The organism is Acinetobacter sp. WCHAc010034 (genome assembly GCF_001696615.3).
Classification (GTDB): domain Bacteria; phylum Pseudomonadota; class Gammaproteobacteria; order Pseudomonadales; family Moraxellaceae; genus Acinetobacter.
In genome coordinates this window covers 2,434,855-2,448,921 of record NZ_CP032279.1, presented here as the reverse complement: position 1 = coordinate 2,448,921, position 14,067 = coordinate 2,434,855, and the positions used below count along the sequence as shown (strand labels likewise).

At 52.3% G+C, this 14,067-nt stretch carries 11 protein-coding genes; 5 read left to right on the top strand and 6 right to left on the bottom strand.

Features of this window, described 5'->3' with window-relative positions; genetic code table 11:
• The first annotated feature begins 10 nt into the window (after nt 1-10).
• Nucleotides 11-2,152 carry a phosphate acetyltransferase gene (gene pta / locus BEN74_RS13340; protein ID WP_068909449.1) on the top strand — a complete coding sequence of 714 codons (2,142 nt, stop codon included), beginning with the start codon at nt 11-13 and terminating at the stop codon, nt 2,150-2,152.
• Nucleotides 2,153-2,397: 245 nt separating this feature from the next.
• A complete protein-coding gene (locus tag BEN74_RS13335; RefSeq protein ID WP_068909451.1) occupies nt 2,398-4,275 on the top strand; it encodes a potassium transporter Kup in 1,878 nt (625 codons plus the stop codon).
• A 72-nt stretch (nt 4,276-4,347) separates the two neighbouring features.
• Here BEN74_RS13335 and BEN74_RS13330 read toward each other — a convergent pair whose 3' ends face one another.
• A complete protein-coding gene (locus BEN74_RS13330) occupies nt 4,348-4,887 on the bottom strand; it encodes a hypothetical protein (protein WP_068909453.1) in 540 nt (179 codons plus the stop codon).
• 346 nt (nt 4,888-5,233) lie between these two features.
• The gene (locus BEN74_RS13325) at nt 5,234-6,139 is read right to left on the bottom strand and encodes a DMT family transporter (protein WP_068909911.1); all 906 of its coding nucleotides are present in this window, start codon (nt 6,137-6,139) and stop codon (nt 5,234-5,236) included.
• A gap of 174 nt (nt 6,140-6,313) precedes the next feature.
• On the opposite strand from BEN74_RS13325, the gene BEN74_RS13320 reads away from it, so the two are divergent.
• From BEN74_RS13320 to BEN74_RS13310, 3 genes are all read left to right on the top strand, one after another.
• Nucleotides 6,314-7,174 (top strand): helix-turn-helix transcriptional regulator, encoded by an 861-nt coding sequence (locus BEN74_RS13320; protein ID WP_068909455.1) that lies wholly within the window; start codon nt 6,314-6,316, stop codon nt 7,172-7,174.
• Nucleotides 7,175-7,333: 159 nt separating this feature from the next.
• Nucleotides 7,334-8,860 carry a fumarate hydratase gene (locus tag BEN74_RS13315; protein ID WP_068909457.1) on the top strand — a complete coding sequence of 509 codons (1,527 nt, stop codon included), beginning with the start codon at nt 7,334-7,336 and terminating at the stop codon, nt 8,858-8,860.
• 108 nt (nt 8,861-8,968) lie between these two features.
• Nucleotides 8,969-9,514 (top strand): DUF2059 domain-containing protein, encoded by a 546-nt coding sequence (locus BEN74_RS13310; RefSeq protein WP_068909459.1) that lies wholly within the window; start codon nt 8,969-8,971, stop codon nt 9,512-9,514.
• 5 nt (nt 9,515-9,519) lie between these two features.
• On the opposite strand, the gene BEN74_RS13305 is transcribed toward BEN74_RS13310, so the two are convergent.
• The 4 genes from BEN74_RS13305 to tig all read right to left on the bottom strand — a co-directional run bounded on the left by BEN74_RS13305 (nt 9,520) and on the right by tig (nt 13,877).
• Nucleotides 9,520-10,236 carry a DUF2846 domain-containing protein gene (locus BEN74_RS13305; RefSeq protein WP_068909913.1) on the bottom strand — a complete coding sequence of 239 codons (717 nt, stop codon included), beginning with the start codon at nt 10,234-10,236 and terminating at the stop codon, nt 9,520-9,522.
• A gap of 165 nt (nt 10,237-10,401) precedes the next feature.
• On the bottom strand, nt 10,402-11,715 hold the full coding sequence (gene clpX, locus BEN74_RS13300; protein ID WP_068909461.1) for an ATP-dependent protease ATP-binding subunit ClpX: 1,314 nt from the start codon (nt 11,713-11,715) through the stop codon (nt 10,402-10,404).
• A 29-nt stretch (nt 11,716-11,744) separates the two neighbouring features.
• The gene (clpP, locus tag BEN74_RS13295) at nt 11,745-12,350 is read right to left on the bottom strand and encodes an ATP-dependent Clp endopeptidase proteolytic subunit ClpP (protein ID WP_067666729.1); all 606 of its coding nucleotides are present in this window, start codon (nt 12,348-12,350) and stop codon (nt 11,745-11,747) included.
• Between the two features lie 195 nt (nt 12,351-12,545).
• Nucleotides 12,546-13,877 (bottom strand): trigger factor, encoded by a 1,332-nt coding sequence (gene tig, locus BEN74_RS13290; RefSeq protein WP_068909464.1) that lies wholly within the window; start codon nt 13,875-13,877, stop codon nt 12,546-12,548.
• Between the last annotated feature and the right edge of the window lie 190 nt (nt 13,878-14,067).

Genomic DNA, 14,067 nt, shown 5'->3' with positions numbered 1-14,067 from the left:
TAGATGCATTATGAAAACAATTTTACTCGTGCCAACTGGGGAAAGCGTAGGCTTGACATCTGCATGCCTGGGCTTGATTTACGCGCTGGACTGCCAGGGCATTAAAGCTGGGTTTGTGAAGCCTTTTTCGCAAGAGCCGCAGGCCGCAGCAGACCGCACCACCGCCCTGTACCGCCATTTATTCAGCAATGAAACGGTTGAACCGATCAGCCATGCAGCCGTCACGCGGCGCCTGAGCCATGATGAAAATGACGAGCTGCTGGAAGATGCCGTGCGCCTGCACCGCGAAATCGCCAAAAAGCACGACTTAATTATTGTTGAAGGCCTGGTTCCGACCAGCCGCGACGCCTTTGCTTCTCAATTGAATGCCGATCTGGCCAAAGCGCTGGACGCCAAAGTGCTGATTGTCAGCACCGCTGATATCCGCAACCCGGCAGCGGCAGCTGAAAAAATTGAAACGCAGCTGCGCCATTTCGGCGGCGCCTGCAATGCGCGCACTGCAGGCGCGCTGTTCATGCGCACTAAAGGCTTGCCGGAAGGCGCTGCGCAGGTTCCTGTGACGCTTGATCCGAACCTGCGCCTGATCAGCGACATCAACAGCTTTACCGCGGAACTGAAAAAGCATAATGCCAATATCGGCACTGAAGCTTTCCCGGTCATTGGCTTGGTGCCGTTCAGCAACACGCTGAGCGTGCCGCGCATGTCGGATCTGGCCGCGCATATTTCCGCGCACTGGATCAATGAAGGCGAAGCCAAGCAGCGCCGCGTGCTGCACAGCAGCCTGATCGCCTCAAATATTGAGCATGAGCTGCATAAATTTGTCGCTGGCGAACTGATCATCAGCGCCTCTGACCGCATTGACGTGCTGCTGGCCAGCAGCCTGGCCAACAGCAACGGCATTCCGCTGGCCGGACTGGTGCTGACCGAGCACCATCAGCCGAATGAGCAGGTGCTGGACTTCTGCCAGACCGCAATTAAGCAGGGCCTGCCGATTGTGCACACGCCGCTGAGCACCTTTGAAACCGCGCAGGAACTGGCCAATTTAAGCAACGAAATTCCTGTGGATGATACCGAGCGCGCCGAACAGGTGACGCGCTTTGTTTCCAGCCACATCGATCCAGCTTGGCTGACCCAGCTGATCAACGGCTCTTACAAGCCGCGCCTGTCGCCTTCCGCATTCCGCCATGAACTGGTGCAGAAATCCATTGCGGCCAAAAAGCGCATTGTGCTGCCTGAAGGCGATGAGCCGCGCACGGTGCAGGCTGCGGCCATCTGCCAGTCCCGCGGCATTGCGCAGTGCGTGCTGCTGGCCAAGCCGGAAGCGGTGGTTGAAGTAGCGAAGGCGCGTGGCATTGAACTGCCGTATGACCTGGAAATCATTGACCCTGACCTGATCCGCGGCAACTATGTTGAAAAAATGGTGGAGCTGCGCAAAGGCAAAATCAATGAGCTTCAGGCGCGCGAGCAGCTGCAGGATACCGTCGTTTTAGGCACGATGATGCTGGCTTTGGATCAAGTCGACGGACTGGTGTCCGGTGCGGTGCATACCACAGCCAATACCGTGCGCCCGGCGTTCCAGCTGATTAAGACTGCGCCTGAATATTCGCTGGTTTCTTCAGTGTTCTTCATGCTGCTGCCGGATGAAGTCTATGTATACGGCGACTGCGCGATCAACCCGGACCCGGACGCTGAGCAGCTGGCGGAAATCGCCATCCAGTCTGCAGACTCCGCCAAGGCCTTCGGCATTGACCCGCGCATCGCGATGATTTCCTATTCAACCGGCACTTCAGGCGCTGGCGCAGAAGTCGAGAAAGTCGCTGAAGCGACCCGCATCGCTCAGGCGCGCCGCCCTGACCTGCTGATTGACGGCCCATTGCAGTATGACGCAGCGTCTGTGGAAAGCGTCGGCCGCTCTAAGGCGCCGGACTCCAAAGTCGCCGGCCGCGCCAATGTGTTTATTTTCCCTGACCTGAACACCGGCAACACCACTTATAAAGCGGTGCAGCGCGCAGCCGACGTCGTCAGCGTCGGCCCGATGCTGCAGGGCCTGAACAAGCCGGTGAATGACCTGTCGCGCGGCGCGCTGGTCGATGACATTGTGTTCACCATTGCCCTGACCGCCATTCAGTCTGAGCAGCAGAGCGCACAATAATAATTTCCGCTTATACTCGCCATCCGGCCGCAAGGCCGGGTGGTTTTTTTTCGCCGGCTTTCCATCCGCCATCTGCGCATTTTCAAGCGCCGAAGCAAGCCGATGATTTTGATTATTTTTTTATTAACAAATAAGCAACAAAAACTATTAAGTTTATGGAAATCATGGTTTTTTACGCACAACCGCTTTCCCCCCTGCGCTAATGCTAAAATTCCAAGCATACTTCCACTTATGATTTTCATGTCATGCAAAATAACACCTATAAGCCCGCCTTGCCGGCAATGACTTTAGCCGCGCTGGGGGTCGTATTCGGGGATATCGGAACCAGTCCCCTATATGCGCTGAAGGAAAGCTTTCATGCGACTCACGGCATGCCGATTAATGAGGCCAATGTTTTAGGCATTCTGTCCTTAATCTTCTGGACCATCATGCTGATCGTTTCCCTGAAATACGTCACCGTCATTATGCGCGCCGACAACAACGGTGAAGGCGGGATCATGGCTTTGCTGGCGCTGAACCTGCGTCAGGAAGGGCTGTCCAGCAGAAGAAAGCTGACCATTGTGGTTCTCGGCTTTGTCGGAGCATCTCTGTTTTTCGGCGACGGCATCATCACCCCTGCGATATCCGTGCTGTCTGCGGTGGAGGGCCTGTCGATTGCCACGGCGGCTTTTGACCGCTTCATCATTCCCATCAGCATCGGCATTCTGACTGGCCTGTTTGTTGTGCAGAAGCACGGCTCTGCAGTTATGGGCAAGTTTTTCGGCCCGGTCACCCTGGTCTGGTTCCTGTCCATCGGCGCGCTCGGCATCAGCAGCATTATTCAAAGCCCGTTTATTTTGGCCCTGATCAGCCCGCACTGGGCCATCCTGTTCGTGGTCAATAATCCGCTGATTTCCTTTTTTGTCATGGGCGCTGTGGTTTTAACCGTGACCGGCGGCGAAGCCCTGTATGCGGACATGGGGCATTTCGGCGTATTCCCGATCCGTCTGGGCTGGTTCCTGATTGTTCTGCCCTGCCTGATTCTGAACTATGCCGGACAGGGCGCGCTGCTGCTGCGCGACCCGGCGGCGATTGCCAACCCCTTTTACCTGCTGGTTCCTTCCGCCCTGCTCTATCCGATGATTGCGCTGGCGACCGCAGCCGCCGTCATTGCCTCACAGGCGCTGATCAGCGGGGTATTTTCCATGGCGAAGCAGGCCATTCAGCTGGGCTATCTGCCGCGCCTGAACATTCAGCACACCTCTGACTCTGAAATTGGCCAGATCTATATTCCTCTCCTGAACTGGCTGCTGTTCATCTCGATTATTATTCTGGTGCTGCTGTTTGAAAGCAGCAGCCGCCTCGCCGGAGCTTACGGCCTGGCCGTGACCGTGACCATGTTCTGCGACACCCTGCTGGTCGGCTTCCTGGCTTACAGCTACTGGAAGTGGAAAACCTGGAAAGTCCTGCTGTTTATTGTGCCGTTCATTTTCATTGACCTGATTCTGCTCAGCTCAAACATGCTGAAAATCCTGATTGGCGGCTGGGTGCCGGTGGTCATCGCCATTACCGTGTTCAGCCTGATGATGATCTGGAAAAAAGGCAAGGAAAAGCTGCAGGCGAAACTGCAGCAGGATACCCTGCCGCTGGTCACCTTTATTGAATATCTGGGCGATACCGCGCAGACTGTCAGCGGCAATGCGGTATTCCTCACCGGAACCCCGAATGTGGTGCCGCATGCGCTGCTGCATAATTTAAAGCACAACAAAGTCCTGCATGAGCGCAACCTGCTGGTGACGGTAAACTTTGCTGAAGTGCCTTACATCAGCGAAGAAATGCGCTTTGAAACAGAGGCGCTGGATAAGGGCTTTTACCGGATCCGCCTGAATTACGGCTTTAAAGAACAGCCGAATTTGCCTAGAGCATTGCGCAAGGCCTTTGACAGCTTAGGGCTGGAGTACAACTTAATGGACATCAGCTTCTTTGTTTCACGGGAAAGGCTGATTCCGAATATGACCCATAAAGTGGATACATGGCGCGACAAGCTGTTTGCTGCGATGCAGAAAAATACCAGCCCGGTCAGCGATTTCTACCAGATTCCGACCAACCGGGTGGTTGAGTTAGGCAGCCAGATTGAAATCTGAAGCCGGCTTTGGATAGATGCGCAGCCAAGACACCTTCCGGGGTGTCTTGGCTTTTTCAGCGCCTGCTTTTGCTCAGGTGCTCTGGTCACAGATTAAAAAAACTTCGCCCTTTTTATTGCGGGTGATTGCCCCCTGAAAGCCCATTTCCTCGTCTTCCTGAAAGCGGATTTTTTTCAGCTGATTAAAGCTTTTCGCCGCCATCGGCTTAAAGTGGACAATGCGCCCGCTGACGCCATTGTCCGCGCCGGAATAGCGGCTGTATCCGGAAATTGGCAAGCCGTAGGCCGTTGCATTATTCAAGCCGATATAAACCTGCGTATAGCCTGAATAAAAGTCCTCATCCACTGTTAAGGGCTTCGCTACCGCAGGCTGCATGTCCTTGCGGTAAGGCAAAGGCACATGCGCGTAATTGCCGGCTTTCGCATCCTTATGCGCCACCACTTCGGCGGAAGTCTTGGTATGCTTAAAGTCGATCAGCTTTTTATCTACCGCCTGCAGCGCTTTATTATCGCCAAAGCAGCTTTTTTCAAAGTCCTTAAACACCGGCGTCCAGTCCGCAGCGTATGCAGATGAAGCCAGCAGCAGGCTGCACGCAGCCAATATCTTTTTCATGTCACCCTCTGATCTTGAAATATACTTATAAATATAAGCCAATGATTATAATAATTTTTAAACTGAAAACTAAAGCAAAAACCGCCAAATTAAGCCTGCGCTCAAACCGGCATGCTCCAGCAATTTGATTGCCCTGCGCTTTATAAGGCCGCCTCCGCTCAGTAATGCTGATCAATTAAGCGCAACTTCATTGTTACAAATTGATAAATCTCCCCTAACCCCTCTTTGAAAAAGAGGGGAACCCCCTTGAATTCAATACCGTATTGAATTTCGAAACGCTCCCTCCTTTGAAAAAGGAGGGTTGGGGAGGATTAAAAATGCTTAACTGACTGACATTACCTCCTCCTCAGGCCTTTTTTTCAGCCTTGGCCGCGCCCGCCCGCGGGCCTTTGATAAAGAACACCGCATTGCCGCAGAGAATTAAAATCACCCCGATGACCGCATTGGGCTGCCACTGATAGCCTTCCCACAAAGTTGAAATCAGCAAGGCCACCAAAGGAAACAGCAAGGTGCTGTAAGCCGCCTTCCCTGCGCCAATCCGCCCGGCCAGATAGAAATAAGCCGTAAACCCGATCACCGAACCGAAGAGCGCCAAATACAGCAAGGCCGCCATTGCGCTGAACTGCATGCCGGGGAAAAAATCATCCTGCCTGAACCCTGAAATTAACGCCATCAGCATGGCGCCGTACAGCATGCCGTAAGCATTGGTGCTGAAAATATCCAGCCCCTGCCTTTGATGCCGGGCGCTGATCATATTCCCCAGCGAAAAACCGTAAGTGCCCAGCACGCACAGCGCGATGCCAGTGAGGGTATTGCGGTTTAAAGCCGTTCCCAGCACGTCATGCCAGAACAGCGCGGTGATGCCGAGCAGCCCAAGCAGAGCCGCGGGATAAAAGCGCGCGGAGACTTGCTGCGCAAAGAATAGCTTGGCATTGATTGTATTGAAAATCACCGCCATGGAAAAAATCACCGCCTCCAGTCCGCTGCTGACATACTGCACGGCAGAGTAGAAGCAAACAAAGTTGAAGCCGAAGATGCAGCAGGCCTGCAGCATGCAGAACAGATGGTCTTTGCGGTTCAGCTTCTGCAGTTTCCCGCTCACCGCCGCAAAGGCGAACAGCACAAGCGCGGAAATGAAAAAGCGCCAAAACACAGCCACACTGGCGGATATTCCGCTTTGCTGCTGCAGGCTGATTGCAATCCAGGTTGTGCCCCAGATCACCACCACCGCAGCATATAACAGCGCATTCATTGCATTCACCCCCACTGAATTTGCTGTATTCTGCGCTGTTTCAGGCGGCAGCGCTTGCACCATCTTGCGGCCGCTGTCACCCGCTTGCGGTTTTTGGCTTGCGCTGTTCTGCAAGATGACAATATTTAGTGAAAGCCCTACACTAAGCCATCTATTTGGCACTGCGCGCGGCAGATGAAATATCAGATTCTAGATCAATTACAGCAGCATAAGACTCAATTGCTGGACTCGGTGGAGCTGGGTTCAGGCATGCAGCTCGCCATGTGGCAGAACAATCAGGACCGCGTCAGCGTCTGCAGCAACCACCACACCTTAAGCCTGTATATTCAAGGCGGCTACCAAAGCTATCAGAAAACCGCGCGCGGCTGGCATAACGGCGGCGGGCCTGACCGCATGTGCCTGATGCCGCAGGATTTTGAATCGACCTGGGACCTGCGCGACCCGCTGACTTTTGTGCATCTTTACTATACTGAGCAGCATCTGCGGCGCGTGGCTGAGCAGGTTTGGGACCGTGAGCCCGGCCAGATTTCCTTAAACCCGCAAAGCTTTGTCGCTGATCCGCAAATCGCCATGATTTACCGGAATTTTCTATTAAGCGGCGCTTGGCAGCACCGTGAAAACCATCTGCAGATGAGCACGGCCGCCACCCTGCTGCTGAATCACCTCATCAAAAATTACAGCTACAGCCATTGGCAGGCGCCCATAGTAAAAGGCGGGCTTTCGCCCTATGTGCTAAAGCAGCTTCTGGAATGGATTGACCTGCATCTGCACCTCAGCCTGACCCTGTCTGACTTGGCCCGGCAGGCGCAGCTGAGCGAATACCACTTTGCGCATATGTTTAAGCAGTCCATGCAGATGGCGCCGCACCAGTATGTGATGCAGCGCCGCCTGGAACTGGCGCATCAGGCCCTGCGCTCCGCAGCGGCCAATATCACTGAAATTGCCGCCAAATACGGCTTCAGCTCCAGCAGCCATTTCAGCCGGCGCTTTAAACAGCGCTTCGGCTATCCGCCCTCGCAGATGGGGAAAAGCTGAATGCCGGGCCTGAGCCTTTCAGCCACAGGCTTCATTTTTATCCAGTATTTTCCCGCCCTTTATACCTTTAGCCAACATGCGCTCTAAAACGCCCACAAACTCGGCATTTTGCCTTATAATTTAGCCCGCTAGCTATCAGCCCGCTCAAGAGATATTTGTATGACAACTATTATCAAGCAAGATGACTTGATCACATCGGTTAAAGATGCGCTTCAGTTCATTTCCTACTATCACCCGCAGGACTTCATCCAAGCGATGAGCCGCGCGTATGACCGTGAAGAAAACAAAGCCGCTAAAGATGCGATCGCGCAGATTTTAATTAACTCACGCATGTGCGCAGAGGGCCACCGCCCGATCTGCCAGGATACAGGTATCGTCAACGTATTCGTTGAAGTGGGCATGGATGTTAAATTTGATTTAACCATGAGCTTGGACGACGCGATCAACGAAGGCGTGCGCCAAGGCTATTTGGAAAACACCAACGTGCTGCGCGCATCTGTATTGGCAGACCCTGCTTTTGGCCGCAAGAACACCAAAGACAACACCCCTGCTGTGATCTACCACAAGCTTGTTCCGGGCAATAAAGTCGATATCACTGTAGCGGCCAAGGGCGGCGGTTCAGAAAACAAATCTAAACTGGCCATGCTGAACCCTTCAGATTCAATTGTGGACTGGGTATTGAAAACTGTGCCGACGATGGGCGCAGGCTGGTGTCCTCCGGGCATGCTGGGCATCGGCATTGGCGGCACGGCAGAAAAAGCCATGATGCTTGCCAAAGAAGCGCTCATGGAAGAAATCAACATGGACGAGCTGCTGCGCCGCGGCCCGCAAAGCAAAATGGAAGAGCTGCGCATCGAAATCTTCGAAAAAGTCAATGCTTTGGGCATTGGCGCGCAAGGCCTTGGCGGCTTAACCACAGTGCTGGACATTAAAATCAAAGACTACCCTTGCCACGCGGCAGGCAAGCCAGTCGGCATGATTCCGAACTGCGCCGCTACCCGCCACGCGCATTTCCAGCTGGATGGTTCGGGCGTTGCGCACATTCAGGCGCCTAAGCTTTCTGACTATCCGGAAGTGACTTGGGACTCATCAACATCTAAGCGTGTTGACTTGGATACCATTACGCAAGAAGAAATGAATTCCTGGCAGCCGGGCGATACGCTGCTGCTGAACGGCACAATCTATACCGGCCGTGACGCTGCCCATAAGCGCATGGTGGACATGCTGAATAACGGCGAAGAGCTTCCGGTCGATCTGAAAGGCAAGTTCATTTACTACGTGGGCCCGGTCGACCCGGTCGGCGACGAAGTGGTTGGCCCTGCCGGCCCGACAACCGCAACCCGCATGGACAAATTCACCCGTCAAGTGCTGGAAGCGACTGGCCTGTACGGCATGATCGGCAAAGCCGACCGCGGCCCGGCTGCGGTTGAAGCCATCAAAGACAACAAAGCCACTTACCTGATGGCTGTGGGCGGCGCGGCTTACCTTGTGTCTAAGGCCATCCGCGAAGCGGAAGTGGTGGCATTTGCTGACCTGGGCATGGAAGCGATCTACAAATTCAACGTGCAGGACATGCCTGTATCTGTCGCTGTAGATGTCAACGGCACTTCCATTCACGCCACAGCGCCGAAAATCTGGCAGGCGAAGATTGGCAAAATTCCAGTGCTTGACGCTGCTGCCGGCTAAGCCATAAGTTCTGCTGTTTTTCCGCACCCTTAACATGCTAAGGTCATGTTAAGGGTGTTTTTTTGCCCGCGCTTTCATCTTCCTGAATTAACCGCTACTGGCAATATAATGAAAAATTTAAATCACATCCTTTACGCTATCACCTTATCTGCCCTCAGCGCAGCTTCTTTTGCAAAACCCGCGACCGAAGCATCGGTAGAAAAAGCCCTCAAGCTCAGCGACATTCGCGGCGCTCTGGCGCAGTCCCAGCAGGATATGCGCCCGGTATATGACCTTCAGGCGGAAGAAATGCTTAAAAACATCTTCAAAACACCGGCCCTGAACGCCGAGCAGCAGAAAGCCGCCAGACAGATTGCGGAGGTCATGGGGTCATTCAGCAATCAGCTGATTTCAGACCCTAAGTTTATGCAGATGATCAAGGCTGTCTATATGCAGACGTTTAGCGAAGAAGAAGTCTTGGCCAATATTCAATTTCTGGAAACGCCCCTTGGCCAGTCCATCAATAAGAAAAGCAGCAAAATGATGAGTGAAATCATGCGCAACAGCATCACCATGTCGGCGCAGCTGATGCAGGATCCCGCTGTGCAGCGGGAAATGAACCGGAAAATTGAGAAAATCCTGAAGCCATTGCTGCAGGCGGACAGCGCCCAATAGCCGGGCTACCAGGTCCGCGGGTCCCACGGCTTAAACGGCTTGGTCAGCTGCACATCCGCGGCGGGGTCATACTCTGACCGCTTGATTTTCTGCGCGCTTTTGCGCATCTTGCCCGTCTGCTGATTCTCTGCGACAAAATTGAAGCTGGAAGACTTCAGCCGGGTAAAGGCAATTTCATTTTTGCCCAGGCTGTCCGGCATCAGCATCAGCGGGCCAGAAACCGCGCGGCGCGCGCTGAGGTTTTCCTCATCATACTTGATAAAGTAGGACTGCCCTGCCTCCACGGTGAAATCCAGATATTTCGGCTTCTGAAAATGGTTAATGCCCAAAGGCCGGCTGCTGGAAAGGCGGTACTGCCCGGCAGGCAGCTCCACCCAGTAATAATGGTTGTTCAGCAGGCTGGGAATGCGCTCGCTGTTTAAAAACAGGCTGCTGGCGACAATTTCCTGACGGTTCCATTTGCTGTCCGGTCGGTACAGATACACCACGGCCGCCTGGTCATGCTGCGGCTTCACCGGCTGGAAATAATTGCCCTGCGTTTGGTTGACCCAGCCGCCAATGGTGAACACGCCTATGCGGTACTGCTCCATGATGCCCGGCTCATGCGCAAAATTGACATCTTTTAAAGTCGAAGCCAGCTGCGGCTCCTGCTCAATTACGGATTTTCCATGGCAGCCCAGCAGCGCTGCGCTGCTGAGCAGTAAAATATATGCACCGCGCATGATCATCCCTCACTGCGTATTTTCTTATTTTCATTGATTGTTTTAAGTTTTAACGGATGGCCATCCAAGCCATCCTGCTGAGATTAGCATTCAGCCTGCTTTTTTTAAATAAAAAAACGCGCGCAAACTCTGGATTTGCGCGCGTTTCTGACGAACAGCGCCGGCTTATGCGGACTTGGAGTTGATCACTTTCAAATCCGCTTTCGGCGCATCATCATCCTTTTTTTCCTGAGGCTGGCGCTCCGGCTGAAATTCAGGCTTCGCCTCGCCGTTAATCACAGCTTCGGTCACCACCACCGTGCCGACATCGGTGCGGCTCGGCAAATCATACATGGTTTCCAGCAGAGAATTTTCCAGAATTGAACGCAAGCCGCGCGCGCCGGTATTCCGGTCCAGCGCCTTTTTCGCCACTGCGCGCAGCGCGCCCGGCTCAAACACCAGATCCACATTTTCCATGCCGAACAGGTACTGGTACTGGCGGGTCAAGGCATTCTTAGGCTCGGTCAGAATCTGCATCAACGCTTCTTCATCCAGCTCATCCAAGGTCGCAATCACCGGCAAGCGGCCAATGAACTCCGGAATCAAGCCGAATTTCACCAGATCGGTGGCTTCAACCTGACGGAACAGGTCAGACAGCTTCTTGCTTTCATCTTTCTTGCGCACTTCGGCGGTAAAGCCGATGCCGCCTTTTTCCTGACGCTGCTGCACAATTTTCTCCAGGCCGGAGAATGCGCCGCCGCAGATGAACAGGATATTTGAGGTGTCAATCTGAATGAATTCCTGCTGCGGATGCTTGCGCCCGCCCTGCGGCGGAATCGAGGCAACCGTGCCTTCAATCATTTTCAGCAGGGCCTGCTGCACGCCTTCGCCCGACACATCGCGGGTAATCGACGGGTTTTCAGATTTGCGGGTAATCTTGTCAATTTCATCAATGTAGATAATGCCTTTTTGCGCTTTCTCTACATCGTAATCGGCTTTCTGCAGCAGCTTCTGAACAATGTTCTCTACGTCTTCGCCGACATAGCCCGCTTCAGTTAGAGTTGTCGCATCCGCCATGGCGAACGGCACATCCAAAAGGCGCGCAAGGGTTTGCGCCAGCAGGGTTTTGCCCGAACCGGTCGGGCCAACCAGCATGATGTTGCTTTTTGAAATTTCCACACCGTCTTCCGGCTTTTTGCCGCTGGTGGTCACTTTCAAGCGCTTGTAATGGTTATAAACCGCTACAGATAAGGTTTTTTTCGCGACATCTTGGCCAATGACATACTGGTCCAGCGCTGCGCGGATTTCGTGAGGCTTCGGCAGCGGGCGGGATGCCCAGTCGCCGGATTCAACCTGCTGACTGGTCTGCACCAAATCCAGGCATACGTCCACGCATTCATTACAGATGTACGCGTCCTCGCCTGCAATCAGTTTCCCGACTTCAGACTGCGTTTTACCGCAAAATGAACAATGCTTTTGTCCTTGAGGATGTTCGGACATATTCACTCCAATAAACTAATCTTTAAAACTTAGGGACGCTTAGATAAAACTTCGTCCACAAGACCGTATTCTTTCGCCTGCTGCGCAGTCATAAAGTTGTCGCGGTCAGTATCTTTTGCCAGACGTTCATAGTCTTGGCCGCTGTGCTCCGCCATCAGGCGGTTCAGGCGCTCTTTAATAAACAGGATTTCGCGCGCATGGATTTCAATATCCGATGCCTGGCCGCGGAAACCGCCCAAAGGCTGGTGGATCATGACGCGGGCATTTTCCAGGCAATAGCGCTTGCCCTTGGCTCCGGCGTTCAGCAGGAACGCGCCCATGGACGCCGCCTGACCCATGCAGTAAGTCACTACGTCGGGCTTGATGAACTGCATGGTGTCGTAAATCGCCATGCCTGCAGTCACCGAGCCGCCCGGTGAATTGATATACAAATGAATATCTTTATCTGGGTTTTCGGCTTCTAAAAACAGCATTTGCGCGACAATTAAGTTCGCCATGTTGTCTTCTACTTCGCCGGTCAAGAAAATTACGCGTTCACGCAAAAGGCGTGAATAAATATCAAAAGAACGCTCGCCGCGAGAAGACTGCTCAACCACCATTGGCACTAGTGCGTTTTCAATTGTTGGAACATACATACGCTTATTTATTCCTAAATTTTTTGTGACTCAACCCATATTCACAATATGAGGGATATTTGACGAAATTGCAAAAGATTCCCAATTAAATAGCAGATATTTTTTGCATAAGCTGTGTGGATTCGGGCCAGTTTATGGCCCGGCTGCGCCGATAAAAAAAGGCGCTTAACGCGCCTTTTTTCACTGAGCTGAAGATCAGCCTTGCTGACGGGCTTGCTGCTCTTTCAGTAAGTCTTCATAGCTTACTGAAGTATCAGTAACTTTTGCAGAAGCTAAGATGTGGTCTACAACTTGGTCTTCTAAAATTACGGATTCGATTTGAGCGCGCTGCTGCTTGTCGTTGTTGAAGTATTCAATTACTTCTTTAGGGTCTTCGTAAGAAGACGCCATTTCTTCGATGTAAGCGTCAACACGCGCCTGATCTACTTCAAGCTTGGCGTCAGCCAGTACTTTGCTGACCAGTACGCCCAGCTTAACTGATTTTTCAGCCTGCTCTTTGAACAGGTCGTCTGGAAGCATGCTGCTGTCAAACGCTTTAGCGCCTTGAGCACCGAACTGCTGCGTGAACTGCTGGATCATTTGCTGGCGCTGACGGTCAATTTCCTGAGCAAGCATAGCTTCTGGAAGTTCAACTTCGTTCGCCGCTGCCAGCGCGTCAAAAGCTGCGCCTTTCACTTGGTTGCGCAGGCCATTTTTCACTTCGCGTTCCATGTTTTTGCGAACGTCAGCTTTCAGCTTTTCAATGCCTTCTTCTTCAGTCAAGCCGAATACTTTCAGGAATTCAGCATCAATTTCTGGAAGCTTTTGCTTTTCAACAAGCTTAACCGTGATTTTGAACTGCGCTGTTTTGCCAGCCAAGTTTTCAGCCTGATAGTCTTCAGGGAAAGTTACATCGATAACTTTCTCTTCGCCTTTCTTCATGCCGACGATGCCGTCTTCGAAGCCAGGGATCATGCGGCCAGAACCTAAAACAAGCTTAAAGTCTTCTGCAGAACCGCCTTCGAATTTTTCGCCGTCAATTGAGCCTTCGAAGTCGAAAGTAACCTGCATGTCTTTTTTCGCCATGCCTTTGGTTTCAGCCCAAGAAGCGCGCTGCTTTTGAAGATTTTCAATCATCTTCTCTACGTCTTTGTCGTTCACTTCAGACGCTTTGCGTTCAACTTCCAGGCCTTCGAATTTAACTTCAACTTCCGGATAAACTTCTACAGTGGCTTCATAAACCAAAGCGTCATCTTTCATTTCAGTTTTTTCAATGTTCGGCATGCCTACAGCATTGATTTTTTCCTGCTGGATCGCTTCAAAAACTGTGTCGCGGATGATGTCGTTGACAACTTCCTGATAAATGCCGGCGCCGTATTCGCGGCGAACTACGTTTACAGGCACTTTACCTGGACGGAAGCCGTTGATCTTCGCAGTTTTGGCAGTGCGTTTCAAACGGGCTTCAAATTGCTCGTTAATACGGCTCGTCGGTACAGATACATTTAAACGACGGGCAACGCCCGAAACCGCTTCAGAAGTAACTTGCATGGCTTCCTCGATATTGTGTTAATAACAGTTTTAAAAAAAGTGCCATATTATATGACAACATTTAAAGATATACAAAAATAGCATTATAGCACCTCTTTTTCCTCTTGTTTTTTTCCTGCTGGCGGGCATGGGCCTGAATTCATAATCAATTCTATTTTTACAGCTTTTGTTTGTTTTTTATTGCAAATGA

What these genes read in the sequence shown, in the direction of transcription:
- BEN74_RS13310 (WP_068909459.1), top strand. Translation starts at nt 8,969, where the DNA reads ATGAAAAATTTAAATCACATCCTTTACGCTATCACCTTATCTGCCCTC.
- BEN74_RS13330 (WP_068909453.1), bottom strand. Translation starts at nt 4,887, where the DNA reads ATGAAAAAGATATTGGCTGCGTGCAGCCTGCTGCTGGCTTCATCTGCA.
- BEN74_RS13325 (WP_068909911.1), bottom strand. Translation starts at nt 6,139, where the DNA reads ATGAATGCGCTGTTATATGCTGCGGTGGTGGTGATCTGGGGCACAACC.
- clpX (WP_068909461.1), bottom strand. Translation starts at nt 11,715, where the DNA reads ATGTCCGAACATCCTCAAGGACAAAAGCATTGTTCATTTTGCGGTAAA.
- BEN74_RS13320 (WP_068909455.1), top strand. Translation starts at nt 6,314, where the DNA reads ATGAAATATCAGATTCTAGATCAATTACAGCAGCATAAGACTCAATTG.
- BEN74_RS13315 (WP_068909457.1), top strand. Translation starts at nt 7,334, where the DNA reads ATGACAACTATTATCAAGCAAGATGACTTGATCACATCGGTTAAAGAT.
- tig (WP_068909464.1), bottom strand. Translation starts at nt 13,877, where the DNA reads ATGCAAGTTACTTCTGAAGCGGTTTCGGGCGTTGCCCGTCGTTTAAAT.
- clpP (WP_067666729.1), bottom strand. Translation starts at nt 12,350, where the DNA reads ATGTATGTTCCAACAATTGAAAACGCACTAGTGCCAATGGTGGTTGAG.
- BEN74_RS13305 (WP_068909913.1), bottom strand. Translation starts at nt 10,236, where the DNA reads ATGCGCGGTGCATATATTTTACTGCTCAGCAGCGCAGCGCTGCTGGGC.
- pta (WP_068909449.1), top strand. Translation starts at nt 11, where the DNA reads ATGAAAACAATTTTACTCGTGCCAACTGGGGAAAGCGTAGGCTTGACA.
- BEN74_RS13335 (WP_068909451.1), top strand. Translation starts at nt 2,398, where the DNA reads ATGCAAAATAACACCTATAAGCCCGCCTTGCCGGCAATGACTTTAGCC.